23 protein-coding genes are annotated in these 25,821 nt (G+C 70.8%); 11 read left to right on the top strand and 12 right to left on the bottom strand.

Going from position 1 to position 25,821, the window contains the following annotated elements; translation table 11 throughout:
- The first annotated feature begins 67 nt into the window (after positions 1–67).
- Positions 68–1,111: a rod shape-determining protein gene (locus tag ACFYXH_RS06235; protein WP_362676219.1), complete on the top strand. Its 1,044-nt coding sequence runs from the start codon at positions 68–70 to the stop codon at positions 1,109–1,111.
- Between the two features lie 165 nt (positions 1,112–1,276).
- On the opposite strand, the gene ACFYXH_RS06240 is transcribed toward ACFYXH_RS06235, so the two are convergent.
- Entirely contained in the window at positions 1,277–1,702 is a 426-nt protein-coding gene (locus tag ACFYXH_RS06240; RefSeq protein ID WP_389560967.1) for an Lrp/AsnC family transcriptional regulator, read from the bottom strand.
- A gap of 70 nt (positions 1,703–1,772) precedes the next feature.
- Here ACFYXH_RS06240 and ACFYXH_RS06245 point away from each other — a divergent pair, with 70 nt between their 5' ends.
- The 3 genes from ACFYXH_RS06245 to ACFYXH_RS06255 all read left to right on the top strand — a co-directional run bounded on the left by ACFYXH_RS06245 (position 1,773) and on the right by ACFYXH_RS06255 (position 5,581).
- Positions 1,773–2,396, top strand: coding sequence for a LysE family transporter (locus tag ACFYXH_RS06245; RefSeq protein WP_389560968.1), 624 nt, complete (start codon positions 1,773–1,775; stop codon positions 2,394–2,396).
- Positions 2,397–2,562: 166 nt separating this feature from the next.
- A complete protein-coding gene (locus ACFYXH_RS06250; protein WP_389560969.1) occupies positions 2,563–3,972 on the top strand; it encodes an acyl-CoA synthetase in 1,410 nt (469 codons plus the stop codon).
- On the top strand, positions 3,965–5,581 hold the full coding sequence (locus ACFYXH_RS06255; protein WP_389560970.1) for a carboxyl transferase domain-containing protein: 1,617 nt from the start codon (positions 3,965–3,967) through the stop codon (positions 5,579–5,581). Before ACFYXH_RS06250 ends, ACFYXH_RS06255 begins: the two co-directional genes overlap by 8 nt.
- Here ACFYXH_RS06255 and ACFYXH_RS06260 read toward each other — a convergent pair.
- Both ACFYXH_RS06260 and ACFYXH_RS06265 read right to left on the bottom strand, forming a co-directional pair.
- Positions 5,532–6,140 (bottom strand): TetR/AcrR family transcriptional regulator, encoded by a 609-nt coding sequence (locus ACFYXH_RS06260; RefSeq protein WP_389560971.1) that lies wholly within the window; start codon positions 6,138–6,140, stop codon positions 5,532–5,534. The genes ACFYXH_RS06255 and ACFYXH_RS06260 overlap by 50 nt on opposite strands.
- A gap of 29 nt (positions 6,141–6,169) precedes the next feature.
- Positions 6,170–6,487: an alpha/beta fold hydrolase gene (locus tag ACFYXH_RS06265; RefSeq protein WP_389560972.1), complete on the bottom strand. Its 318-nt coding sequence runs from the start codon at positions 6,485–6,487 to the stop codon at positions 6,170–6,172.
- A gap of 83 nt (positions 6,488–6,570) precedes the next feature.
- On the opposite strand from ACFYXH_RS06265, the gene ACFYXH_RS06270 reads away from it, so the two are divergent.
- Together ACFYXH_RS06270 and ACFYXH_RS06275 are read left to right on the top strand one after the other, a co-directional pair.
- Positions 6,571–7,614 carry a zinc-binding dehydrogenase gene (locus ACFYXH_RS06270; RefSeq protein ID WP_389560973.1) on the top strand — a complete coding sequence of 348 codons (1,044 nt, stop codon included), beginning with the start codon at positions 6,571–6,573 and terminating at the stop codon, positions 7,612–7,614.
- Positions 7,615–7,659: 45 nt separating this feature from the next.
- On the top strand, positions 7,660–8,415 hold the full coding sequence (locus tag ACFYXH_RS06275) for an acetoacetate decarboxylase family protein (protein WP_389560974.1): 756 nt from the start codon (positions 7,660–7,662) through the stop codon (positions 8,413–8,415).
- 7 nt (positions 8,416–8,422) lie between these two features.
- Here the strand turns inward: ACFYXH_RS06275 and ACFYXH_RS06280 are convergent, their stop codons facing one another.
- Positions 8,423–9,676 (bottom strand): MFS transporter, encoded by a 1,254-nt coding sequence (locus tag ACFYXH_RS06280; RefSeq protein WP_389560975.1) that lies wholly within the window; start codon positions 9,674–9,676, stop codon positions 8,423–8,425.
- 351 nt (positions 9,677–10,027) lie between these two features.
- On the opposite strand from ACFYXH_RS06280, the gene ACFYXH_RS06285 reads away from it, so the two are divergent.
- Complete coding sequence (locus ACFYXH_RS06285; RefSeq protein WP_389560976.1) at positions 10,028–10,237, top strand: hypothetical protein; 210 nt, start codon at positions 10,028–10,030, stop codon at positions 10,235–10,237.
- A gap of 121 nt (positions 10,238–10,358) precedes the next feature.
- On the top strand, positions 10,359–11,147 hold the full coding sequence (locus tag ACFYXH_RS06290; protein WP_389560977.1) for a VOC family protein: 789 nt from the start codon (positions 10,359–10,361) through the stop codon (positions 11,145–11,147).
- Positions 11,148–11,185: 38 nt separating this feature from the next.
- On the opposite strand, the gene ACFYXH_RS06295 is transcribed toward ACFYXH_RS06290, so the two are convergent.
- The 4 genes from ACFYXH_RS06295 to ACFYXH_RS06310 form a co-directional block, all read right to left on the bottom strand.
- Positions 11,186–13,195, bottom strand: a complete 2,010-nt coding sequence (locus ACFYXH_RS06295) for an RICIN domain-containing protein (RefSeq protein WP_389560978.1) — start codon at positions 13,193–13,195, stop codon at positions 11,186–11,188.
- A 564-nt stretch (positions 13,196–13,759) separates the two neighbouring features.
- Complete coding sequence (locus ACFYXH_RS06300) at positions 13,760–15,688, bottom strand: ABC transporter permease (protein ID WP_389560979.1); 1,929 nt, start codon at positions 15,686–15,688, stop codon at positions 13,760–13,762.
- Positions 15,689–15,815: 127 nt separating this feature from the next.
- Entirely contained in the window at positions 15,816–16,622 is an 807-nt protein-coding gene (modA, locus tag ACFYXH_RS06305) for a molybdate ABC transporter substrate-binding protein (RefSeq protein WP_389560980.1), read from the bottom strand.
- Positions 16,623–16,706: 84 nt separating this feature from the next.
- Entirely contained in the window at positions 16,707–17,102 is a 396-nt protein-coding gene (locus ACFYXH_RS06310) for a helix-turn-helix transcriptional regulator (protein ID WP_326655177.1), read from the bottom strand.
- A gap of 135 nt (positions 17,103–17,237) precedes the next feature.
- Here ACFYXH_RS06310 and ACFYXH_RS06315 point away from each other — a divergent pair, with 135 nt between their 5' ends.
- Positions 17,238–17,657 (top strand): molybdopterin-binding protein, encoded by a 420-nt coding sequence (locus ACFYXH_RS06315; protein WP_389560981.1) that lies wholly within the window; start codon positions 17,238–17,240, stop codon positions 17,655–17,657.
- 1,688 nt (positions 17,658–19,345) lie between these two features.
- On the opposite strand, the gene ACFYXH_RS06320 is transcribed toward ACFYXH_RS06315, so the two are convergent.
- Positions 19,346–20,002, bottom strand: coding sequence for an O-methyltransferase (locus ACFYXH_RS06320; RefSeq protein ID WP_389560982.1), 657 nt, complete (start codon positions 20,000–20,002; stop codon positions 19,346–19,348).
- A 67-nt stretch (positions 20,003–20,069) separates the two neighbouring features.
- Between ACFYXH_RS06320 and ACFYXH_RS06325 the strand changes: the two genes are divergently transcribed.
- The gene (locus ACFYXH_RS06325) at positions 20,070–20,699 is read left to right on the top strand and encodes a TetR/AcrR family transcriptional regulator (protein ID WP_389560983.1); all 630 of its coding nucleotides are present in this window, start codon (positions 20,070–20,072) and stop codon (positions 20,697–20,699) included.
- A gap of 264 nt (positions 20,700–20,963) precedes the next feature.
- On the opposite strand, the gene ACFYXH_RS06330 is transcribed toward ACFYXH_RS06325, so the two are convergent.
- A complete protein-coding gene (locus ACFYXH_RS06330) occupies positions 20,964–22,073 on the bottom strand; it encodes a peptidoglycan-binding protein (RefSeq protein WP_389560984.1) in 1,110 nt (369 codons plus the stop codon).
- Positions 22,074–22,282: 209 nt separating this feature from the next.
- Here ACFYXH_RS06330 and ACFYXH_RS06335 point away from each other — a divergent pair, with 209 nt between their 5' ends.
- Positions 22,283–22,702, top strand: a complete 420-nt coding sequence (locus ACFYXH_RS06335) for a transposase (protein ID WP_389560985.1) — start codon at positions 22,283–22,285, stop codon at positions 22,700–22,702.
- Here the strand turns inward: ACFYXH_RS06335 and ACFYXH_RS06340 are convergent.
- Positions 22,611–24,389 carry a cation:proton antiporter gene (locus ACFYXH_RS06340; protein WP_389560986.1) on the bottom strand — a complete coding sequence of 593 codons (1,779 nt, stop codon included), beginning with the start codon at positions 24,387–24,389 and terminating at the stop codon, positions 22,611–22,613. The genes ACFYXH_RS06335 and ACFYXH_RS06340 overlap by 92 nt on opposite strands.
- 174 nt (positions 24,390–24,563) lie before the next feature.
- Positions 24,564–25,517 (bottom strand): DUF389 domain-containing protein, encoded by a 954-nt coding sequence (locus ACFYXH_RS06345; RefSeq protein ID WP_389560987.1) that lies wholly within the window; start codon positions 25,515–25,517, stop codon positions 24,564–24,566.
- Positions 25,518–25,821: the final 304 nt, after the last annotated feature.

The following is a 25,821-nucleotide window of genomic DNA, read 5'->3' on the forward strand; positions in this document are numbered from 1 at the left end:
CCCAGCGCGCGCACCGCTCGCGGCGATCGCACGATGCGAACAAGTACCGCACTCGGGAGGATCCGCTGTGACCGTCAGCCTTGAACAGTTGCGCCGTTGCCATGTCGCCGTCGACCTGGGGGCAGCGAGGACTCGGGTGTTCGTGAAGGGGGCCGGGCTCGTCGTCGACGAGCCGAGCGTCGCCGCCGTGAACACCCGCACCGGAGCGCTGATCGCCGTCGGCGCACTCGCCGAAAAGATGACGGGCCGTACGCCCGACTACATCCGCGTCGCCCGCCCTGTCTCCGGCGGCACCGTCGTCGACATCGACATGGCCCAGCGGATGCTCCGTCATCTCCTCGGGGAGAAGCTCAGCCGCCAGCTGCGCCGCAAGCCGCGGCTGCGCGCCGCCGCCTGCACCCCGCACGACAGTGACCCGCTCGCGCAGCGCGCCGCCGTCGAGACCCTGGTGGGCCTCGGCGCCCGCCACGTCGAGCTGGTCGACACCCTGATCGCCGCGGCCGTCGGCTGCGGGCTGCCCGTGGAGGAGCCCACCGCGACCATGATCATGGTGTGCGGGGCGGCGACCACGCAGGTCGCGGTGCTCTCGCTGGGCGCGATCGTGACCGCCGAGCGGATCCCGGTGGGCGGTAACGCCATCGACCACGCGGTGATCCAGCACCTGCGCCACCAGCACGAACTGATGCTGCCCAGCCAGTCGGTCCGGCCTCTCCAACTGGCCCTGCACGGCAACGGCCTGAACACCCATGGGCCCGCGTCGACGGAGATCCACGGCCGGGACGTGGCCACCGGCCTCGCCCGCTCGGTGAAGGTCGACACCGCCGCCGTACGGGACGCCATCCACACTCCGCTCACCTCTGTGCTCGACGGCATCGGCAAGGTGCTGCGCGACTGCCCGCCGGACCTGGTCGCCGATCTCGCCGACCGTGGAATCATGATGGTCGGCGGCAGCGCGCTGCTGCCGGGCCTGGACCAGATGCTGCGCGATGCGACCGGGATGCCGGTGGGCATCGCCGAACGGCCCGACATCTGCGCCGTCCTCGGCCTCGGCGCGATGATGGAGGGCAAGATCCGGCCGACAGTTCTCGATCCGCTGGGCGAAGCCGGCTGACGGCGGGCGTGAGCGGTGGCTTGAGCCGTGGTGTGAGCGGTGCCGTGAGCGCCGGCGTGCTCGGTGGCTCGAGCCGTGGCTCGAGCGGTACGGAACCGGCGCCCGGCTGTACGGCGTGCTCGGGGTCACCGACCCCGAGCGCGGCCGGATCAGCGGGCTGCCGCGCTAGCGGGCGGACCTCAGCGCGATCCGGGTACTGGACTGGGCGACGCCCGCCTCGCGCTTGAGCCGCCGCAGCAGGCCGTCCAAGGCGGGCGGATCGGCGGCTCGGGCTCGCAGGAGATAGTCGTGCTCGCCCGTCACATGGACGACTTCGGTGATGCCCGGAAGCTTGAGCACGGCCTTCTCGAAGTCCTCGTTGGTGGTGTCCAGGCGGAGCGTGACATCGATGAAGACGATCAGGCCCGCGCGGGTGTCGGCGGCCGGGTCGACCAGCGTCGTGAAGCCCCGGATCACGCCCTCGCGGCGCATGCGACGTACCCGGTCGGCGGCGGCGTTGGCGCTCAGCCCGACCCGTACCCCCAGATCACGGTAGGAGATCCGCGCATCCTCCTGCAGGATGCCGAGGATTTCGCTGTCCAGTCGGTCCATACCGCGATTGTCGCAGTACGGACCGGAATTCGGCCGCGCGGACCACAGGCAGGGCGTGAGGGTGTGCGGCATGAGCGAGATGTGGACGACGGCGATGGCGGGCGCGGCAGCCGGTCTGGGGGTGGCGATGCCCGTGGGGGCGATGGGCGTGCTGCTCATCCAGGAGGGCATGCGCGACCGCCGGGGTGCGGTGGCCGCGGCCGCCGCGGTGGCGGTCGTCGACTTCACCTACGCAGCCGTGGCGACCGCGCTCGGCCCGCTGGTCGCCTCTGCGCTCTCCGGCGTGGAGGCCTGGGTCAGGCTGGTGTCGGCCACGGTGCTGGCGGTGATCGCGGTGCGGGGGCTGCTCGCCTCACGGGCCACCGGGCCCGCCACGCCGGGAGAGAGCACGGGCGGCGCCGGGCCGGTGCGTACGTTCACCCGGTTCGCCGCGCTCACTCTGCTCAACCCCACCACCGCGTTGTACTTCGCCGCCCTGACCACCGCTCAGGGCGCGGATCTCAGCGACGGCGGGGCCGGGCTGGTCTTCGTGGGCGGGGTGTTCGTCGCCTCGATGGTGTGGCAGCAGCTACTGGTGGCGGCGAGCGGCCTCGCGGGCGCGCGGATCTCGGACACGGCCCGCGCCTGGACCTTCCGGATCGGATACGGCCTCGTCGCGGTGTACGCGGTCAAGGTGGCGCTGCCCCTGCCGTAACCGGTCGTTCCCCCGGGCTGACGAGCCCGGTACGCAGCGCCAACACCGCTACCCCCTCCCCTTGTTACGTTCGAGTAGCGGGGAGAATGATGCGGTCCGGGAGCGCGGACGACCAGTCCCGTGAAACGACCCATGGCGACAGATGGCGACAGATGGAGGACGACGAGTGAGTGACCTCTTCCCGGCGCTGGGGGCCGGTACGGACCGGCGCGCCCTCCGCTTCGGCGAACGCGCGCTGACGTACGGCGAGCTGGCCGGTGCGGCGGGTTCGCTGGCCGGCCGGATCTCCGCCGCGCGGCGGGTCGCCGTCTGGGCCACGCCCACGCTGGAGACGGCGGTGGGTGTGGTGGCTGCGCTGCTGGCCGGTGTGCCTGCCGTGCCGCTGAACCCGAAAACGGGTGAGCGCGAGCTGGCGCATATCGTCGCGGACAGTGCGCCGTCGGTGGTGCTGGCCGGGCCGGACGACCAACTGCCGTCGGCGCTCGGCGCATTGGAGCGGATCGACATCGCGGTCGCGGGTACTGCCGGCCCGCTGCCCGCGGAGCCGGACCCCGAGGCGCCCGCTCTGATCGTCTACACCTCGGGGACAACGGGCCCGCCCAAGGGCGCCGTACTCCCGCGCCGCGCGATCGCCACGACTCTGGATGCGCTGGAGGATGCCTGGCAATGGACCGCCGACGACGTCCTCGTGCACGGCCTTCCGCTCTTTCACGTCCACGGACTGATCCTGGGCATCCTCGGCCCGCTGCGGCGCGGCGGGGAGGTGCGGCACCTGGGGAGGTTCACGGCGGAGGGCGTGGCACGCGAGCTCGCGAGCGGCGGGACGATGCTCTTCGGTGTACCGACGATGTACCACCGACTGGCCGAAGTGCTTGATACGGACCCCCAGTTGGCGAAGGCGCTTGCGGGTGCGCGGCTGTTGGTGTCGGGTTCCGCGGCGCTGCCTCTGCACGACCACGAGCGGATCGCGGCGGCGACGGGACGGCGGGTGATCGAGCGGTACGGGATGACCGAGACGCTGATGAACACCTCCGTACGCGCCGACGGCGAAGCGCGTCCGGGGACGGTCGGCGTCCCGCTGCGCGGCGTCGAGCTGCGGCTGGTCGACGAGAGCGACGGCATCGGCGAGATCCAGGTGCGCGGACCGAACCTCTTCACGGAGTATCTGAACCGGCCCGACGCGACCGAGGCGGCCTTCGACGGCGACTGGTTCCGTACCGGCGACATGGCGAGCCGCGACCCGGACGGCTATGTACGGATCGTCGGCCGCAAGGCCACCGACCTGATCAAGAGCGGCGGCTACAAGATCGGCGCGGGCGAGATCGAGAACGCGCTGCTTGAACATCCGGGGGTACGCGAGGCGGCGGTGACCGGGGAGCCGGACGCGGACCTGGGTGAGCGGATCGTCGCCTGGATCGTGCCGGCGGACCCGTTGGCGCCGCCCGCGCCGGAGGAGCTGTCCGCACATGTGGCCGCGCAGCTCGCGCCGCACAAGCGCCCGCGCGAGGTCCGCTTCCTCGATGCGCTGCCCCGCAACGACATGGGCAAGATCATGAAGCGGGCGCTCCATGGGTGAGCGGGTGACGGCCCGCGAGGCGATCGCGCTGGTCTGCGACGACTTCGTGGAGGCCGAGCCGGTCGGCCGGCCTTGCGTGCCGGACGGCCCGATCGCCTGGGAGGGGTACGACGCGGCCCGCGCGAGGGCCGCGGAGCGTACGGGCTCGAAGGAGTCCGTCGTGTACGGCGAGGCCACGCTCGGCGGCCGTCGGTGTGTGGTGGTCTCCTTCGAATTCGGCTTCCTGGGCGGCTCGTTGAGCATTCGCGCCGGGGACCGCTTGGAGGCCGCGTACGGCGCGGCGCGTGAACGGAGGCGACCGCTGATCTCGCTGATCGCGACCGGCGGCAGCCGTATGCAGGAGGGCATGGTCGCCCTCTCCCAACTCCAGCGCGTGGCCCATGCGTCGGTGCTGCTGCGCGACGCGGGTGTCCCGCACATCGCGGTCCTCCGCGACCCGACGACGGGCGGCGGCTGGGCCACACTGGGCGCGGGCGCGGACGTGATCCTGGCCCTGCCGACCGCGCAGGTGGGCTTCGCCGGCTCCCGCGTACGCCCGCCGGAGGCGGATCCGGCGGCGTACACGGCGGAGGGCCAACTGGCCTCGGGTCAGATCGATGCGATCGTGCGCGGTGAGGATCTGCGGGAGGTGCTTGCGTACTGGGCGGGAGCGCTGGGCGCGGGGCTCGCGGGAGCGGAGGCCGAGGGCCACGCCGCGGGCGGGCACGTGGTCCCGGGCGCTGCGCCGGCAGCGGGTACCCCGGGAACGGGCAGCGGCGCCGGGGCGGGGCTCACCGCCGAGGACGAACGCGGCGGCCACGGTGCGAGCGCCCCCATGAGCGGGCCCGTCGGCACGCCCGGCAGCACGCCCGGTGCCGCTGGGCCGCAGGCCGCCGCCCCGGCGGTAGCCGACCCGCCCCGTGTCGAGCCCGCTCCACCTCCGTACGCCCTCGGCGGGGCTCCCCTCCCCCTCACCGGATGGGACGCCGTCCAGCAGGCCCGCGCGCCCGGACGGCCCCGTGCCGAGGCGTATCTCGATCAGTACTTCACGCACCGCCGCCCCCTCCACGGCGACCGCTGCGGCGGCACCGACCCCGGGCTGCTCTGCGGTGTAGGGCTGCGCGACGGGCGGCCCATCGCGTACGTCGCCCAGTGCGGCACCCCGACCCGGCCCGCCGGGTACCGGACCGCCGCCCGTGTCGTACGGCTCGCCGACCGGGCAGGGATTCCCGTGCTCACGCTCATCGACACCCCGGGCGCGGCCAATGACGCCGAGGCCGAGCGGGCCGGTGCGGGCGCGGCGATTGCCGAGCTGTTCTCGGCCATCGCCGCCGCCCGTACTCCGCTGACCAGCCTTCTCATCGGTGAGGGCGGCTCGGGCGGGGCGCTCGCGCTCGCCGCTCCCGGCAACACCTGGGCCACACCGGACAGTTACTTCTCCGTCATCGCCCCGGAGCTCGCCGCCGCGATCCTCAAGCGCGGGTCCGAGCAAGTGCCCCGGACCGCGGACCAGTTGCGGCTGCGGCCCCAGGACCTGGTGGAGCTGGGCGTCGTACGCGGGATCGTCACCCCGGCCCCCGTCAACCGGAACGCAGCGCCGACGGACGGTCCAGCATCCCCAGCAGGCTGACAAAGCTCGACTCCAGGAACGCCGCCAGCTCCTCGCGTGCACCCGGCTCGTCCACCGGCCACCCGGTCACCGCCTCCTCGACGAAGGCCATCCACGCCCGCGCCGCGAGCCCGAGGCGCGGCGAGTCGGGCATGCCGAGGCGCCGCTGGCCGTCGGCGACCCGCTGGGCGACTCGCTCGCGGGTCTCCCCCACGATGTCGGCCACCGCCGGGTGACTGCCCGCCGCGCCCCTGACCAGCGCGAGATAGACCTGTCGGTGCTCCAGTACGTATGTCACGAAGCCCGCGATGAAGGAGCGCAGCCACTCGACGGGTGGCAGCGACGGGTCGGGTTCCGCCGCCGCGACGAAGCGGCGGCACTCCGCCTCCACCACGGCGCGGTAGAAGTCGCGTTTGGAGTCGAAGTAGTGGAAGAGCAGCCCGCGCGAGATCCCGGCCCGGCGGGCGACCTCGTCGGTGGAGAGCTCGTCGAGCGAACGGTCGGCGAGCATCTCAAGACCGATGTCGACCAGCTGGGCCCTGCGCTGATCGGGCGTGAGGCGGGTGCGCTTACCGGACATGACCGCAGTGTACGAGCGCGGGCATGTCGTCAGCGGTTCCGGGCGGGATGATCGACGATCTCCGGGACGACGGCGTCCGGCACTTCCTCGGGCAGCCAGTGGCCCGCACCCTGAAGGATCCCGAAGCGGTACGAGCCGTCGGCCCGGTCACTGGTGGCCTCGGCAGCGCCGCGCCCCAGCGCGCCGCCCTCGCTGCCCCAGGGGTGGCGCCTGCGGACGTTGTCCTCCGCCATTTCCAGGCCGATCCGGCCGTCGTACGCGGCGCGCAGCCGTAGCGCCTCTTGGGCGAGCAGCCTGGTCTCCGCCGAATCCGGGCCGGCCGTGCAGCAGCAGCACCGGCTCCCCACCCCCTCTTGTTGACAAATGCTCAATAGCAACCGTACAACATTATTGAGCATTGCTTAACAGGCTTGCACCGAGGAGAACCGCCATGAGCACCATGCGCGCCGCACGCTTCGACCCCGCCACCGGCGAACTGACCGTCCAGGACGTACCGGTCCCCCGGCCCGCCCCCGGCCAGGCACTGGTGAAGGTCGCCGCCTGCGGCATCTGCCACTCCGACCTGAGCCTGCTGAACGGCGTCTTCAGGACCGCCCTGCCCGCCATCACCCCCGGTCACGAGGCCGCCGGCGTGATCGCCGAGCTCGGCGGTCCCACCCCCGGCTGGCAGCAGGGCGACCGGGTCGTCCTGCACGCGGGCCGCGCCTGCGGCGCCTGCCCCGCCTGTGTCTCCGGCGTCGCGCCCGACGACTGCGAACGCCTCCAGATCATGGCCTTCGACTTCGACGGCGCATGGGCCGAGTACGTCCTGGTGCCGGTCGCCTCGATGGTCCGGGTCCCCGAGAGCATTCCGCTGGAGCAGGCCGCTGTCCTCGCGGACGCCGTCTCCACCCCGTACGCCGCCGTCGTCTCCACTGCCGCCGTCCGCCCCGCCGAGACCGTCGGCGTCTGGGGCCTCGGCGGCATCGGCACCCACGCCGTACAGGCCGCCAGGCTCGCCGGAGCCGCGCCGCTCATCGCGCTGGACCCGCTGCCCGCCGCCCGGCGGCGCGCCCTCGAACTGGGCGCGGACCACGCCGTCGATCCGACCGCCGACGACGCGCTGCAGCAGATCGCGGAACTCACCGGCGGCCGCGGCCTCGATGTCGCGATCGACGCGGTCGGCCGCGGCGTCACCATCGCCCAGGCCAACGCCGCGCTCGGCCACCGCGGCCGGCTGGTGATGGTCGGCATGTCGCAGGACCCGGTCGCACTGGGCCCGCAGACGCCCTTCACCCGCGGCCGGCACACGGTCATCGGCCATCTCGGCTACCGCAAGGAGCACATCGAGCAGCTCGTCGGCCTGGTCTCCACGGGCCGGCTGGACATCAGCCGCTCGATCAGCGCGCAGCTGCCCCTCGAGGACATCGCCGAGGGCGTGCGCCGCCTGGAGCAGCACGAGGACAACCCGATCCGCATCGTCATCCGCCCGTAATCCCTCGAAGACCCCTCAACCACCGCATCACAGAAGGACATCGACATGACCGTCCGAGGCAAGGTCACCACCGACGGACTCGGCTCCGCCCTCCCCCTCAACCGCCCGGCGTACGGCTACGGCCGCCCCGCCTGGACACAGACCGACATGCTCGCCTTCCGGTATGTCACCGACGGGCAGAAGGCCGCCGCCGTGCTCCCCGAGCACCTCGAGCTCGACGACAATCCGCGTGCCGCGCTCGTCTTCTACAACTACGGCGTCAGCAGCGTCGGTCCGTACCGCGAGGCCATCCAGCAGATCGAGGTCACCCTGGAGGGCCGCAAGGCCAACTGGATCCGGCACATCTATGTCACCAACGACAACGCCCTGGTCGGCGGCCGTGAGCTGATCGGCAATCCGAAGCTGCTCGCCACGATCGACTTCGACCGGTCCCGCGAGGGCTCCAGCGGTCTGTTCCACGCCCGTCTTGAGCGTCCGGCCGGTGTCCCGCTGGCCTACGGCGTCTTCCAGCCGCAGATCTTCGAAGGCCCGTCGGAAGGCGTACGGGAGACCTGGCTGGGCCTGCGCCGCGTGCCCACGCTCACGGCCGGGCCCACGCCGCTGGACGAGTTCGTCCTCACCGACGTCGAGGTGAAGGCCGAGGAGATGTGGCGCGGCACCGGCACACCGGCGTTCACCGGGTACTCCGCCGTCGACCCGCTGCACGAGATCCCGGTCGTCGAGCCGGTCGAGTCCGTACTCGGCATCAATATGACGCTCACTCCGGCGGGCATGGAGACGGTCCCGGTCAAGCAGGCCTGACCGCAGGTCAGGGCGTCGGGTCGCGGGCGTCGTACCGGGCGAAGCCGCGCCAGCGCAGCGCGAGCAGGGAGATCGCCAGCACACAGGCGATCCCGCCGCCCGTCACGGTCACGGCCGGCGAGGTCAGATCGGCGACGCAGCCGGCCAGGAAGTCGCCGAGCCGCGGGCCACCCGCGACGACGACGATGAAGACACCCTGCAGCCGGCCCCGCATCTCGTCCGGGGCGGCCGTCTGCATCATCGTGTTGCGGAAGACCATCGAGACGGTGTCCGCGAACCCGGCGAGGGCGAGGAAGAACAGTCCGAGCCAGAGGTTGCGGGTGAGCCCGAAGACGGCGATCGCCGTACCCCAGGAGCCGACGGCGAGCAGAATCGCCAGCCCGTGCCGCCGGATCCGCCCCTGCCATCCGGAGAACACCCCGCCGAGCAGCGCCCCGAGAGCGGGAGCGGCGGCCAGCAGTCCGGTGGTGCGTGCGTCGCCGCCGTACCAGACCACGGCGACGGCCGGGAAGAGCGCCCGAGGATGGGCCAGGATCATGGCGCAGAAGTCCGAGAAGAACGTCATCCGGAGGTTGGGCCGGGTGGCGAGGAAACGCAGCCCGTCCAGGACGGACGCCTTCTTGGCGCCTGCGAGACGGTCCGGGCGCATCGAGGGCAGTCGCCACATCGCGTACAGGGACGCGGAGAAGGCGACGGCATCGATGAGATACGCGGTCTGATAGCCGGCGAATCCGACGATGAGCCCGCCGAGCATCGGCCCGAGGAGTGTCCCGGAGGTCATGGTCATCGAGGAGAGCGCATTGGCGGCGGGCAGCTGCTCGGGCGGCAGCAGCCGGGGGATCATCGCGCTGCGGGCCGGGGAGTTGACGGCCGCGCACACGGCCTGGAGCGCGACGACGGCGTACAGGAACCAGACGCGGTGGAACTCTGCGAGGGCGGCGGTGGCGAGCCCGGCCGACAGCACGGCGGACCCGCTCGCGGAGACGAGCCCGAGCTTGCGCCGGTCCACGGTGTCGGCGATCGCACCGCCGTAGAGTCCGAACGCCAAGAGCGGCACGAGGGAGCAGAGCCCGACGAGGCCGACGGCGAAGGTGGAGCGGGTGATGTCGTAGACCTGGAGGGATATCGCGAGCGCGGTCATCCCCTGACCGACCCAGGAGATCGTGTTGCCGAACCAGAGCCGCCGGTAGTGGACGGAGCTGCGGAGGGGAGTGAGGTCGGCGAGTATCCGACGGTGCGGAGGTCGGGCGGTCTCCGTCATATGGCGTGGCTGTGGCGGGCCCGGTGCGCTTGGAGGGCAGTGCGTCCGGTGAGGCTGGTCGTCGGCATGACGGGCAGTATATGGACGCCCCGGGAGCGGGCCCCTTACCTGTCGGCCCCTCACCTGTCCGGTTGTCCGTCCGGGGAGCGGTGCGGGTGGGGACGGTGGTCCCGGCGCCGGCCGCCGCTGTACCGGCGGTGATGCGAAGGGCCGGGCGTACGCTGGGGACACCGAGGACATTTCGCACACCGGCCGTCGTGCCGGCGCGGTTTTCGGCGGTTCACCCACATCGGCGCTTCAACAACGCCCGGCCGGTTCGCGCCGGTCCGGGGCAGGGTGGGAAGTGAGGCCATGGACAACCTCGTCACCGTGCTGGCAATCCTCGCGATGATCATCGCGGCCGCGCTCGCGATCCATCTGCTCAACGGCTATCAGGACGAACGCATCGCGGAATTCCCCTTCGGCGGCCGTAACAGGCCGGCCGTCCGGCACCATGCGCGCCACGAGCGCCGGCACACCGCACGCGAGTGGCTCCGGCTTCACCGTCACGCGGGGAAGTGACGGCCGCGGCCCATACCCCGCAAGTGCGCCCTTGGCCGGGCAGCCGGCTCGACGCGCGCCGACACTCCTCGGCGAATAGCGTGAAAGAACGGGAAGTTTCCTCGAGCTGGAGGCTTGGACCATGGCCGCGCTACCGGAAGGCACGCCCTGTTGGGCCGACGCGATGTTCCCCGACCTGGAAGCCGCGAAGAGCTTCTACAGCGAGCTGATGGGCTGGACCTACGACGAGGGCTCGGAAGAGTTCGGCAACTACACGCAGGCGCGCTCGGACGGCAAGCTGGTGGCCGCCGTCGTACCGCAGATGCCCGGCATGGAAAGCCCGGCGGCCTGGAACCTCTACTTCGCCTCTCCGGACGCGACCGCGGCGGCCGCGAAGATCCGTGAGAACGGCGGAACGCTGCTGATGGAGCCCATGCAGGTCGGCGAGTTCGGCACCATGGTGACCGCTCAGGACCCCGGCGGCGTGTCCTTCAGCGTCTGGCAGCCGGGCGCCCACGAGGGCTTCGAGAAGACGGGCGAACCCGGCTCGTTCGCGTGGGCCGAGGTCACCACACGGGACGCCGCCAAGGCGGACGCCTTCTTCACCGCGGTCTTCCCCTTCGAGGTGCAGACGATGAAGCAGGTGGGCGTCGACTTCCACCTCTGGAACATCGGCGGCCGACCGGTGGCGGGCCGGATGAAGATGACCGACGACTTCCCGCCCGATGTCCCGCCGCACGTCAATGTGTACTTCGCCGTGGCGGACTGCGACGCAGCGATCGCCACGGTCGACAAGCTTGGCGGGCAGGTGCACTTCGGCCCGATGGACAGCCCCTTCGGCCGCTTCGCGACGGTCGCGGACCAGCAGGGCGCGGTCTTCTCGGTGATCGACCTGCAGACCACGAAGGGCGAGATGCCTGAGATGACTTGACCGCGGGAAGGCACGGGCAGCCCGCGGACAAACGGTCGTCATCCGGCGGCGTAACCGGTCTCCGCCCGACCGGCCACTGCCCGACCGGCCTCCGACCGACCGGCCTCCGCCCGACCGGCCTCCGACCGACCGTGGCGCGGCCGCATGTGGCCCGGCCGCGCCGGGTCGGCCCTGTCCGGGAGGCGCAGGCCGGCCGAAGCCGGCTCCGGCACCTTGGCGGGGCGCAGCCCAAGAGCCGTTCGCACGGGCCGGTCGTGCCGCTTCTCATCGGACGAACCGTTGCTGACACGCCGGAGGCTGGACTGGGGCTGCGCGGCGTACGGATCCGACGGCACCGAATCCGGCTCCGTCCCACCCTCGGGCGGCAGGGGCGGCGGGCAGCTCGGGGAGGCGCAGTCCTCGCCGGTCTGCGGCGAGGTGTTGACGTCCTTGGTGAACGGTGAGCCCACATCGGCACTCGGCCGGACCTTGGGGGTGCCGGCGGCAACGTTGTCAGTTACCCATCGCTGTGCCGCTGATCCGTCACGGACCTTGACCACCACGGTCGTTGCCGGATCCGGCGAGATCGGGACGAGTGCCAGTCCGTCGTTCCACCGGGGGATCACATTGCCCTGGATGGTCAGGTCGTAGCGTACGTCCGCGGCGTTCGCCGCCGACGCCGCCGTGCAGACGCTCAGCACGGCCACGCCATCCATCTCGTGGGAGTTCAGGCACAGGTCCGGGGCGGCGGAGCTGCGCAGCAGCCCGTCGTCCTCGTACACCCACGTCTGCGTCACGGTGGTCGAGCACACCGCCATCACCGCCTCGGCACCCGGCGCAGCCCTGCGGTCACGGATGTCAAGACAGAGACCGGCGTCGGCATTGCGCAGTCTGGTGTTCAGCGGGCCCGCCGGGAGTCCGGCGGATGTGGTCGACGGCTGCGGTGAGTGGCCGGACGGCACCTGGGATCCGGCTGCGGGAGGCGTGTCGGTGGTGACCGAGCCGCTCGGGACGGACGGTCCCGCGTAGTCGCTGTCGTTCGACCAGAGCGCCGAGACGGCGGTCACGACGAGCGCGCCGGCCACCAGCAGCCCGAGACCGGTGAGGACGACCTTCGGCCGGGCCAGCAGCAGGTGCCGGCCGGGGAAGGTCATACGGGGCAGTGCGCGCGGGCGCCCGGCCTTCGAGTGCCGGCCCGTACTGCGGACCGTGCCTTCTCTGCTCTGCGCCCGGGCGCTGTTGCGGGCCGGTCGCGATTCCAGGTAGCCGCGGGCAGCCTGACCGAGCAGGCCCTCGGCCAGCAGCACGGCCAGCCGGCCGTCCAGGTGGTTGAGCTGTTCGGCGGCGTAACGGCAGTACTGACACTCCGCCAGATGCTTCTGGATGTCCGGGATCAGAGTGCCGCCACGGCGCAGTGACACATCGAGGAGACGGCTGTAGTGGCGGCAGTCCTTGTCCGGCGCGAGTTCGACATGAGCCCGCAGACAGCCCGCGCGGAAGAGCTCACGCGCCTGTTCGAGTTGGACCGCCGCACCGCGCGGGTCAATAGCCAACAAACCTGCCGGTACGGATATGCCCTCTGCCTCGACCTCCCCATGCCAGAGCAGGCATTGGAGGGGACCCGGCATTGCGTGGAATGCGCGGGAGACCAACTCCCGATTCTCCGGCAGAGTGAACATGTCGACTCTGAGGGTGCGACCGCCGTCCGGATACTGGAGTTCGGGCAGTGCGAGGACGTACCGGTCGTTCGCCCACCCCTTGGCTATTTGACGCGCAGTCAACAATAGAAGCGGACGAAGAGCCGCTGTCGACCTTGCCTTCCGGAGATTCTCCAGCACCTTGCTGAACGCCGCCGTGGCCAGCATCGAGGCGGCTTTCGCCGACGGGGTGCAGATCGAGGCGTAGTCGAACACCGATTGCCAGTGCCTCGCCAGCAGCACTGCTACGGGCCGCGCCTCGTCCTTCCCGCCGCTGGTCCGCAGCGCGGCCGCGAGCCCTTCGTCGGAGTCCCCGGAGCTGAGGCCGGTATGGGAGGGAGGGACGGGACCCGGGGTACGGGGATTCTGCATAGAAGTCTTTCCATCCAGGGCATTGCATGGGGGGTTGCAGGCCTCTTAGTCCCGGTCAACCGCCGGTGCTTTCAAGGCAGTTGAAAGGGCGCAACTGATTGGTACATACCTTCCGGAGGGGCCACACCGATGTTTTCGCAGTGACTTACCGCCGGGTAATTAGAACGGTTGAGCAGAATCGTCATGTTAGGACGTGAGGAAGCACACCCTGACACAACCCACCTGCATGGAACAAGAGTTCCGGACAGCATCCATTCCCGGTGCACCAGAACAAGAAAGGACCACACTTCACGGCGGCGCACAGCGCGTGGCCGGGGTGCGCAAGTGCATCCGCTTCCACGCCCGCCCTTGATCAGAATTGAGCGCTTTTGGCTGCCGAGTGTGGAGTACAGACCGCGACGAGGTACTCACACTGACGCGGCAACACGGCTCGTTCCAGCTCGTCGGAAACAGCCACAACTGGGGCTGCGGCCGGGGCTCGGGCTGCGGCCGCGGCCGGGCTCGGGGCTGCGACTGCGGCCGGGCTCGGGGCTGCGGCTGCGACTGCGACTGCGACTGCGACAATCACAGCGTCACGGTGACGACCTCCGTCGCCTTGACGCTGGTCCATACGGAAGTCCCGTCGGCGAGGCCCAGTTCGGCGGCGGCCTGCGGAGTGATCTCGGCGACGAGGTCCGGCGCCCGATCCGAGGTGACCAGGATGCGCAGCCGGCTGCCGGTGGCGGTGATTTCCCTGACGGTGCCCGGCCAGACGTTACGCGGGCTGCCGCCGGGCCTGTCGCGGTGTACGGACACCGCCTCAGGAGCGATGATCGCGAGGGCCTCGGTGCCCGCGGGCACCGGATCCGCGACGATGAGCAGCCCGCCGCCGGAGAGCGCGAGACCGTCCGCCGTCGCGATCCCGGGCCAGGCGTTGCGGCCGAGCATCCGGGCGACCCACGGGGAGCGGGGATGCCGGGTGACCTCGGTGGGCGGTGCGTCCTGCAGGGCGCGGCCCTCGTCGAGTACAAGAACCCGGTCGGCCAGCGACACGGCTTCCACGGGGTCGTGGGTGACGATCAGGCAGACGCCGCCGAAGCCGTCGAGGTGGGTGCGCAGGGTGTGGCGCACCTGGGCGCGGGTGGTCTGATCGAGTGCGGCGAGGGGTTCGTCCAGGAGCAGCAGGCGGGGCCTGGCGGCCAAGGCCCGTGCCAGGGCTACGCGTTGGGCCTGGCCGCCGGAGACCTGGGCCGGTTTGCGGTGTGCGAGGTGTCCGACGCCGAGCCGGTCGAGCCACTGCTGGGCGGCGCGGCGGGCCTCGCCTCGCGGGACGCCATGGGCGCGCAGCCCGTACGCGGTGTTGGCGAGGGCTGTGAGGTGCGGGAAGAGCGCGCCGTCCTGAGGGACCCAGGCCACCCCGCGGCGGTGCGGGGGCAGTTCGGTGACGTCGGTGTCGCCGAGGCGAAGGGCTGCGTGCGCGCGGGGCGTGAGGCCGAGGAGCGCGCGCAGCAGAGTGGTCTTGCCCGCGCCGTTGGGGCCGACGACGGCGATGGTGGTGCCCGGTTCGGCGTCCAGGGTGAGCCGGTTGAAGCCGGTGACCTCGGCGTGCAGCGACCAATGCTCCTGCGAGGCACGTGACTTGAGGTCTTCGGGGGTCACCGCCGGTGGCGGTTCTGCGTCGTCCGCCGGAGGTGCGGGCTTGCGTGAACGGTCGCTCGGCGTTCCGGTCCAGCGGCCGCGCAGGGCGATGAGCACCATCATGGCGATGGCGAGCAGTAGCAGGGAGACGGAGGTCGCCGCTTCCGGCTGGTCCTGGAGGAGCAAGTACACCTGGAGCGGCAGGGTCTGCGTCGTACCGGGCAGATTGCCGGCGAAGGTGATGGTCGCGCCGAACTCGCCGAGCGCCCGCGCCCAGGTGAGGGCGGCTCCGGCGATGAGTCCGGGGGCCACCATGGGCAGGGTGACGGTGAAGAACACCCGTACCGGCGAGGCTCCGAGGGAGGCCGCGGTCTCCTCGTAGCGCGGCCGCAGCCCTGCCAGTGCGCCTTCGAGGCTGATGACGAGGAACGGCATCGCCACGAACGTCGCGGCGACGACGGCGCCCGAGGTGTGGAAGGGCAGGGTGATGCCGAAAGTGTTTTCCAGCCAGGGGCCGAGCAGTCCACGGCGGCCGAACCCGAGGAGGAGCGCGACGCCTCCGACGGTGGGCGGCAGCACCATGGGCAGAAGCACGAGGGAGCGTACGAGCACCTTGCCGGGGAATTCGACGCGGGCCAGCAGCCAGGCCAGCGGCACCCCGAGCAGCAGCGAAAAGCCGAGCGCCCAGAAGGAGACGAGCAGCGACAGCCGCAGGGCCTCCGTGACGCCGGGACTGGTCAGATGACTGCCGAGGTCGCCCCATGACGTACGGGCGAGGATGCCGATCAGCGGCATCAACAGGAACGCGATCGCGAGGAGCGCGGGCACGGCGAGCGCGACAGGGGGGCGGTTGCCGCGGGTGCGGAGGCGTCTCATCGGGTGTTCCTGGGGTATCGGGTGTTCCCGGGGTACCGGGGCGTTCCTGGAGTATCCGGTGTTCCTGGGATCGAGTGACGGTTGCGGGCTGCCCGGTCCCCCGCACCGGGCAGCCCACGCACGGCGGTTACGGCTGCTGGAATCCCGCGTCCTGGAGGATCTTCTGCGCCTCCGGCGTGGAAAGCCACGCCACGAACGCGGCGGCGGCCTCACTGTTCTTGGACGTCTTCAGGGTCGCGGCCGGGTACTGGGCGATGGCGTTCTGCGCGTCGGGGATCTCGACGGCGTCGACCTTGTCGGTGGCCGTGGCGGCGTCCGTCTTGTAGACGAGACCGGCATCGGCCTCACCGAGCTCGACCTTGCCGAGCACGGCGCGGACGTTGGGCTCCTGCGAGACCGGCTTCACGACGATCTTCTGCGCGTCCAGGATCTTCTTGCTGTAGCGGCCGACCGGGACCTCGGGCGCGGCGAGTACGACCTTCAGCTTGGTGTCGGCGAGGTCCTTCAGCTCGTCGACCTTCTTCGGGTTGTCCTCGACGGTGGCGATGACCAAACGGTTCCTGGCGATGACCGTCGGCGTGCCCGTGTCGGACTTCAGACCGTCCATGGTCTTGGTGTCCGCGGTGACCAGCGCGTCGGCGGGGGCGCCCTGCTTGACCTGTGCGGCCAGTTCCTGGGATCCGGCGAAGGAGAACTTCACCTTGGTGCCCGGGTGCGACTTCTCGTACGCGGCGCCGGCCGTCTTGAAGACGTTGGTCAGCGAAGAGGCGGCCAGCACGGTCAGGTCGGCCTGGGGAGCGGAGCTCGCGCCCTTCTTCGAACCGCCCGCGCTGTCCTTCTTGCTGTCGTCGCTGCCGCAGGCGGCGAGCGGCACGAGCAGGGCCGCGGTGAGTACGGCGGCGGCGGTACGGCGCCCGTTGAAGGCGTACGACATGGCGGGTCTCCTTGGTGAAGCGGTGGGAACAGGTCGCGTCGGGGACGGGCGACGCCGCTGCAAGGGATGGATACGGAGGGTGCTTCAGGCGCGGTCGATGTGCACGCTGGTCGACTTCACGCGGGCGGTGGCCTGCATGCCGACTTCCAGCCCCAGCTCCTCGACGGCTTCCCGGGTCAGCAGGGAGACCAGTCGGTGCGGGCCGGCCTGGATCTCGACCTGTGCGGCGACATCGCCGAGCTTGACCGCGGTGACGATGCCGGGGAATGCGTTACGGGCCGAGGTGTACGAGGCGTCCTCCTCACCGGTGCCGCTCTGGGCGACCTCGATGGAGAAGGCGGCCAGGTCGCGGCCGTCGATGAGCCGGCGACCGCTCTCGTCGCGGTGGGTCGCGACCCGGCCGGCATCGGCCCAGCGGCGCGCGGTGTCGGGGCTGACGCCCAGCAGACGCGCCGCCTGGCCGATTGTGTAGGACTGCATATGCGACACGGTAGGCAGCATCAGCCAGCATTCACAAGCCATCGCGCTCCACTCCGTAGCAAATGCCAGAGCGGCTGGAGGAAACCCCAAGCGCGGCGCCCGACTGCTGCCCGGTCCCGTGGCTACGGTGGATTCATGAGCCTGAGCATCCGCAATCAGATCCCCGGCACGGTCGTCTCCGTCACGTCCGGCGAGGTGATGGCGACCGTCAAGGTCCGGCTCGACGGCGGCCAGGAGATCACGGCCGCGATCACGCTGGAGGCCGTCAAGGAGCTGGGCCTCGCCGCGGGCTCCTCCGTACGCACCCTGATCAAGTCCACCGAGGTCGCTCTGGCCACCGGTGCGATCGAGGGCCTGAGCATCCGCAACCGGATCCCCGGCACCATCACCGAGGTCACCACCGGCGGCGCCATGGCAGGCGTCAAGGTCATCGTCGCCGGCGGCGAGCTGACGGCCGCGATCACCAAGGACGCTGTCACCGACCTGGGTCTCGCCCCGGGGTCCTCCGTCATCGCCCTGATCAAGTCGACCGAGATCTCCCTCGCGAGCGTCTGAGGTCGGCTCTGCACCGCCGGCTCCGCGGGGACGGCGCAGGCTCCCACCCGGACGCTGGTGATCGCGCTGATGCAGAGCGCCCCGCACCGGCCGAACGGCACGGTCGAACGGCGCCACCGGCAGGCCGGCCGCCTCGTCGAGGCGCTGCCGTCCATCGCGGTGACTCGAGCGATGTGCCGCGGCGCGGCGTTCGTCGGCCTGCGGGTCTCAGCGCCTGACGCTCTGTCGGCGTCCGCCGGCAAGCCCTCGGCAGATCGAGGCGACGATCACGGTGGACAGCGTCGCCCAAGCCACTGCCCGGGTCAGGGAGTTGGCTGTCCAGGCCTCCGCCGGGGCGCGTGGCGTCGCTTCGCCCCCGCCGGCTGAAACGCCGTTCCTTCGAGACCCGCCGGATCGCCGGAGCGCCACCCTGTTCGAGGTGCCCTCAGGGGCGGGTGGCTCACCACACCCGACGAGCAGGTGGCCGAGTACATCACAGGGGCGAAGAGAATCACCGCGCCGAAGAGGACGTTCAGCGCTAGGAGGTGAACGCCGTTGACCCGGGGTGAGCCGTGGCTGTCGGCTCGGACGCCGAAGCGGGGGCGCTGGTGTGACCAGCCACTACCTCCAAGGGAGTTGCGTGGCCCACGTTTCAGCCGCTGATTGAACACTGCCTCGCTCGGGCCCGTTGACCTCGGTAACCGGTGCCCCGCCCAGACCGGCGAGTAAGTGAGGTTCGCACATGCCAAGGATCCTTCCGAAAGACACCGAGCGGCGCCTTCCAGCCGTCGGCTGCCGCCCAGCCTGGTCGGCCGACCACGGTTCCTTCCAGCGACTCACGCACTGAGCGGTCGAACCCATGGACTATTGCTCCCCCTGCCGCCGCGACCTCAACGGCGCCGTGACGTGCCCGGAGTGCGGGGCATACGACTCCGACATGGCACCGCCGAGCGATCGGAGCGGCGGTGCTCGGGCAGCCGACCTGGCGGTGCTGGATGCCCTCGACATCGAGGGACCGGACACCTTCGAGTCCCCCGACGTTTCCTGGTCCCCCACTCCCTCGGCCGATGCGCCCGCAGCCCGGCGCCGCCGTCCGCCGCGACTGAAGAAGTACGGCGGTCGGACTCTTGCCGCGGCCACCTTCGCCATGCTCGGCGGCCTGGCCGCTGCATCGCTGCTGCCCCAGCAGTCCGCCGGCACCCCACAAGCAGCGCCGAGCCCGGAACAGGCATCCCCCGACGAGCCCCATGTCCCCGTCACCGAATCACCCAGGGCCTCACGTCCACCGGAACGTCCGGCCACGCACCCGGCCAGAGGAAGCGTCCGCGACCGCAACGGTGGTGCGCCTCGGCGCCCTCGCCCGACGGCCACTCAATCACCGACTTCCCAAACTCCCGCAGCCCCCACCAGTCCACCCGTGAAAGCCAGGCCGACGCCCCGCCCCTCCAGTGGCCGCCCCAGCCACTCGGCCTCGCCGACGGCGCCCCCTTCCGCAAGTCCTACCGGCAGTGCCAGCGCCTCGCCCACGAGCAGTCCCGCGCCGAGCACCACGGGTGTGCCATTGACCGATGCACATGGGGAACGGACGGAGCAGTTGCTGCCCGGCCGACTCCGAAGCGGGGCGGTCGTTGGCACGATCACCGGATGGTGACCGATGCGATGGCCGAGCCAATCCCCCTGCCTGTGGCCCGTAGCGCCCTCGTTCGCCGTCAGAGTCGGCAGCTGATCTCCATGCCGTCCTCGACGGGGAAGGTCACACTCTGATAGCCGTTCGCGGGGGCGCGTACGTAGTCGAGATAGGGCTGCAGACTGCTCAGGTCGACGTCGTCGGCCACGACGAGGGTGCCGGGCTCCATGCGCGGTTCGAGCAGGCGCAGTACGGGTAGGCACAGGTCCTTCCAGCCGTCGAGCAGGACGAAGTCCGCGGAGCCGTCGATCCCGCTGAGGGTCTCACGGGCGTCTCCCTCCAGCACGGTGATCACGTCGTCCAGGCCGGTCTCGTTGAAGGTGCGGCGGGCTGCAGCGATCTTGTGCTTGTTCAGTTCCGTGGTGATGACGCGTCCGGTGCCGTTGTCCCGTACGGCGGCGGCCAGGTGCAGCGTGGAGATCCCGAAGGATGTGCCGAACTCGATGACGGTGGCCGGTCGAACAGCCCGTATGAGGTTGTAGAGCAACGGCCCGCCCGCGGCGGAAATCGGCATGTAGATCTCCGCCGCGGCGTCGGCGTGTTCCTGCGGTGTTCCGAAGTCGCCGGGCCGCTCCGCCCTGACGCGGGCTGCGGTGGCTTCGTCATGCGCGGCATGCGCGAACATCCGGCTGAGGGCGGCCTCGACCCGGGGGTCGGCCAGCGTGTGAGTGACTGTCATACGAGCTAGAGTAGACGCAACGTTGCGTCGTATCTAGAGTGGCTACCCTGAGGCCAAGGGAGGCGACATGGGACCTGCAACAGGAGCCGCTGAGGAAAGCGCCACGGGCCGACCAGGCCGGCGTCACCACGGCAACCGGCACGGGCGCAGCGAAAAGGCCCGGCAGGCGGTCCTGGAAGCGGCCGACGACCTGCTCGCCGAGAAGGGCTTCGCGGGCGTCACGATGGAGGGCATCGCGGCGAGAGCCGGTGTCGCCAAACAGACCATCTACCGCTGGTGGCGCACCAAGACGGACGTCCTGGTGGACGCCTTCCTGCAGGACCTGGCCGAGGAGCTGACCCCGCCCGATCACGGCGACATCGCCCTCGATCTACGCGCCTATCTGCGCCAACTGGGCCATTTCCTCAGCCAGTCCGATGCCGGAGCCGTCTTCAAGGCCCTGATCGCACAGACACAGCACGATCCGGTATTCGCCGAGGACTTCCGGGCCAGGTACCTCGACGAGCAGCGCCGCCGCGACCGCCTGCCACTGGAACGCGCCGCACAACGGGGCCAGCTGCCCGCCGACCTCGACATGGCGGCCGAGACCGACCAGCTCGTGGGACCCCTCTACTACCGCGTCCTGGTAACGAACGAGCCGATCGGCCAGGACTTCACCGACCGACTTGTCGATGCCTTCCTCCGCCGCATGCGCTGACGACACTCACCGCCGCCCGAACTCACGAACACCGGAACACGCCGGCGCACCCCGGGCAGAAGCGGTGGGGTCGGACCCCACTGACCGCTGGTCTCAACACCGGCGAAGGCCGCGGCATGCGGTGCGACCCCCGGCAGCCCGGTGCGCTCGCGCGTGGCGCGAGCCGGCTGTTCGGAACCGCCCGCACGCTGTGGGCTTTCACAGCCGAAGTCACCGGCACCGGCACCCAACTCCCCACCGCCGCAGCCTGAGCAACGTCCTTCACTACTTGGTTCGCAACATGAGGGCGAGGCGCGTGTTGTCGCCGTAGACGCCCGTCTCGTCACCGCGGACGCCGTACCACTGCTGGAATCTGGCCACGGCCGCTCGGACCTCCTTGTCATAGCGACCATCGATCGCGCCGCCGTCGTACATGTTCGGGACCTGGAGCAGACGGACCTGCAGCTCGTATACCCCATGGCCGCTGGCGCCCTGGCGCAGCACGCCCGTGCCCGGGATCTCGGGGAGCGTGGGAGCGGGGTTGTCGGGCAGCGGCGGCCGGTCCAGTTGCCCGGAGGGCGCGGACGGGACCGGCGGTGCGGGGTTGTCGCGGACCATCAGCGAAGAGGCGAGGATCAGTCCGCTCAGGGCGCCCAGCCCGAAGACTCCGGCGACACGAGTGTCCCGCCGGTCGGTGAAGCGCCGCCATCCTCGGCCTCTGTTCCTCGCGTGCGCGCGGACGGGTGGCGGTGGCGGTGGCACCTCCGAGGACGGGGCGAGGAGTTGGTCCGAGGGCGGCGCCGGGCGCCGGGGGGTCGCCGACCGGTTGGTGTACGAGCGCGGGCCGGTCCGGCCGCGCGCGTCCTCCTGCGGGGGAGGGAAGGTCAGCGGCGGTGCGGCGTACGTCGAGCCTGCGCCACTCGCCGTCGGCGGCTTTCCCACCGGCGGTGGCGTTCCTAATGACGGGGGCGGAACAGGCTCCAGATGCGTCGCGCGCAACCACAGCGGCTCCACCACGACTTCCTCCGGAGCGTCGACCTGCCGTACGCCATCGGTCCGCGGCGGCTCCACCACATACGGCTCGACGGCGTGCGGAGGATCCGGATCCAGGCACTCGGGCCCAGGCCCCACCGGCTGTGTCCGTCGGGGTGGGGGCGGAGCCGAGTGCAAGGACGGGGGCGGATGAGTGAAGCCTGCGTCCCCGGTCGGTTCGCTGGGTTGTGGCCAGGACGGCGGCGGGGACTCGGGCCAGCCCTGCTGCTCGTCGACCGCGTAGAGGTCGGCGCGTGCGGCGTCCAAGGCGTCCAGCACGGCCTGGAAGGAGTCTCGTATCTCTTGCGGGAGATCAGGACCTGGACTGTGAGCTCGCTGAGGTTCGGTGTCGTCGAATCCCACCGGCAGTCCTCCTCAACCAACGTCCGTGGAATGTCTCGTCATGGACAGGCCAACGATGTTTTTCATGGGGCGGATACGCATCAAAACGTCGGATGGTGGTTGTAGGGGTGGGTCTGTGATGGAGAGCCGGGCGGCACGGGTCGGGCTTCGCTGTTTCGTTGTGAGGCGATACGCAGCCCGTGCGGCCATGTCTCAACCTGCCTTCCGGGATGTGGTCCACATCTCGTCGATTCCTCGAGGAGTTGACGCCTGCAGCAGCCCGCCGAGCGCCGACTCGGACGTGGACACGCGGTCGTGGGTCCGCCGGAGCGTGGGATGTCCGCGTGGACCCGATCGTTTTGGTCCGGGACAACCTCAACACCCACCAGGCCTCCGGCATACGGGAGTTCATCGCCGGTCGCGAGTGGCTGACCGTCTACCAGCTGCCGTCATACGCGCCCGGCCTCAACCCCCTCGAAGTCATCCGGTCCCCGCTGCGACGCGTCCGGCTGACCAATCACGACGCGCTCATCCGGCATTCGGTCAGCAGCGGCCGGCCTACTCCGATGGACGCGCGGCACCCCGCCCGCCCGGGGCCAGCAGGACGACAGTGTCCCCCGGCCCAGCCAGCGGTGTGCGCGCTTCCGTGACCGGATCGAGGCGACCGTCCGGGCGTACCAGGAACAGCAGGTCGCAACCGGGCGGCAGGGCACCGCCGGCGGGCTGCGTCAGGACGGCCGCCCCGTCCTCGTATCTGCGGGAGAGGGTCGGCCAGGTCAGATCCGCGCCGAACAGGGCCTCGCCACCGATGAACGGCGCCACCACGCCGCGGCTCTCGGGCGGTGCACCGAGGTGGTGGACCACCCCCTCCACGCTGCCACGCAGAATCGCTGCCGCCAGTGCGTTGAAGTCGTCCTCGGCGGTGAGGAAGAACACCGCCGTGATGCCCTCCAGCTCTGGGCCCTCGCCCGTGACGGCGGCCAGTAGTTCACCGGGCGCAAGCTCGATCCCGGCCTGCCTGATGCGTTCGCGCTGCTGCTCCTGCCCTGCCCACATCAAGACCTCCAGCCCCGCCGACTTCAGAGCCACACCCAGGTCGACCACCCACGGGTCACCGCCGACCAGCAGCGGACGCGAGCGGGACGGGCGCACGACGCCCAGGCGCCGGGCCACGGGCGAGGCGGTCAGACCGTAGAGCGTCACGGTCGCGACGATGACCACGAACGTGGCGGGAAGGATCTTCGACGCACCGCCGATCCCCTTGGCCACGAGGCCGGCCGAGAACGTCGACGCGGTAGCGGCCGCGACAATGCCGCGCGGCGCCATCCAGCCGATGAAGCCCCTCTCGCCGCGTGTCAGGTCCGTGCCGAGGGTGGACACAGCCGCGACCAGCGGTCTGACGGCCACCACCAGAACGGCGGCGAACCCGAGCGCGGGCAGGCCCACATGGCGCAGCGACTGTGGAGTGACGGTGGCCGAGATGGAGATGAAGAGCAGGCCGATGATCAGGCTGACCAGGGTCTCGAAGAACGGCCGGCGCGCCGGGACGTCGATGCCGGGGAGGTTGGCGATAGCCAGGCCCATCATCACGGCGGCGATGAGCCCCGTGTCCTCGCGGAGGACGTCGCAGAGCGCCGCCACACCGATCACCGCGGCGAGCTGCGCCGTGGTGCCGAGCACCTCGCCGAGCCGCAGCACCCGGAACAGCCCCCACAGCAGAGCCGCCCCCACCACTCCACCGGCCGCTCCGATGCCCACGCTGCCCAGAAAGCTCGCGGCCCCGCTGCCGAAGTGGTGCTTCGTGCTCGCCGAGACCGCATGGAAGACCAGTGCTCCCAGAATGCCTCCGACCGGGTCGATGAGGGAGCCTTCCCAGACAAGGATGTGCTGGAGCCGGTCCTTGGGTCGCACGAAGCTGAGCAGCGGTCCGACGACCGTCGGCCCCGAGACCACGAGGATCGCGCCGATCATGACCGCCGCCCGCTGGGACATGCCCAGCAACGGCACGGCGAGGAGCGCGCCGAGCAGCCAGGTGATCAGAACCCCGATCCAGATCAGCCCGACAACGACGCGACGGGTGTGCCCTCTCAGCCTCGCCAGGTCCAGCCCGAGGCCCGCGTCGTAGAGGATCACGGCGACGGCCAGCGACACCAGCGGTGAGAACGCAGCCCCCAGCAGCCGCTCGGGGTTGACGTCGTCGATCAGCGCGCCGGCGGCGAAGCCGACCGGCAGCAGGACGATGAGGGCGGGGATACGCAGGCGGCTCGCCAGGATCTGCGATCCGACGGCGAGGACCAGGGTCAGGCTCACTCCGATGAGCACCTGGTTCGTCGTCACGGGTGGCCCTTTCGGTGTGTGGTGATGAGGCGGGTTGGTGCTTTCGCCGGCCGGCCGGAGGCGGAGCAGCAGGGACAGTGCGGCCCACAGGCAGCGGAGCCGCCGCTCCGCCCGGCTGCGAGGTCGGCCGGTCGGCGCATGAGTGATGTCCCGCTCCCGGACGGGACGGCGGCTTCATCTGCCGTCGGAGCGCCCGCTGCGCCGGCTGATGTACCGCCAGACAGCCCGCTGGAATCTGAGCATCAGCACGCCCACCACGATCAGCAGCACGATGTTGAGCAGGAGTTGGACCAGGGATCCGCGCGCCTCGCTCCAGCTGGAGAACGCGCAGGAGACGCCGATGTCGGCGGCGGCGGGGATGGTGGTGACCGAGATGAAGACGCCGAGCAGCGCACTCGTCCGGGCCTGGGTCAGCGACACGATCCCGACGATGCCGGCCAGGACCGCGACCACGACCGAGAAGAAGTTGGGAGCGTCGATCAGTGTGGAGACCGGCCTGATGCCCAGGTCGAATGCCTTGGGCTGGAGGCCGAGGCCCCGGATCGCCCACGAGAACAGGAACGTCAGCAGGACGGCAAGCGAGAATCCTGCGGTCAGGGCGAAGAGGCCCTGCCGGATCCTGATGCGGTTGCCACGGTCGATGCCCAGCGCGACGCTGGTGATGGCGCCGTACTCCGGTCCGACGACCATCGCCGCGACGATCAGGATCTGGGAGTTGGTGATGATTCCCACCGCCCCGATGACACCCGCGATGACCAGGTAGACGTAGAAGCTCGGCAGATAGGTGCCCTCGGCGCGAATGCGCGCTTCGACCTCCTCCCAGACGGGCGCGTGCGCGAGCGCCCCGAGCTGCTGCTGCTCCGCCTCGGCCGCGGTGCCGGAGAAGGCCATCTCCACCGGCTCGATGACGATGGATCCGCGGCGGTCGAGTTCCAGCTCGCGCAGACCGCGCAGCACGGCGTTGGCCGCACCCGCCAGGATGTCGCACTCGACCGCGTCGCCGTCGGGGTTCTGCGCCAGTCCGGGAAGGACGACCAGGTTGAAGACATAGCGGTCACCGGTGAGCAGCCCGACCGCCCGAGGGGTGAGATCAACTGGGCTCACCAGGCGGACATGAATCATCTCCATCCACAGCCTCCGTCGCTCGGCTGACGGCCGAACGGGAGCGCCGCAGTGCCCGTACGCCGGGGTCGGGGCCTACTTGTGTTCGTCGACCACAGTCAGTAACCCCCACCGGGAAGGTGGACAGCAAGCCGAGGGCGGCGCTCAGCTCCGGCGGCCGAGGTGGCTTCGGTCCCCCGACGCGGCGCCGGCCAGGGCACGCCTGCGGCCGGTCGCCGTTGCACCATACGGGTGTCGGCCCGCGGGCCGTCGTCGGTGGTGGCCCTTGGCAGGCAGGCGGTCCTCGACTGCGTCGACATGGCAGGTACGA

The organism is Streptomyces sp. NPDC002730 (genome assembly GCF_042888805.1).
Taxonomy (GTDB): Bacteria; Actinomycetota; Actinomycetes; order Streptomycetales; family Streptomycetaceae; genus Streptomyces.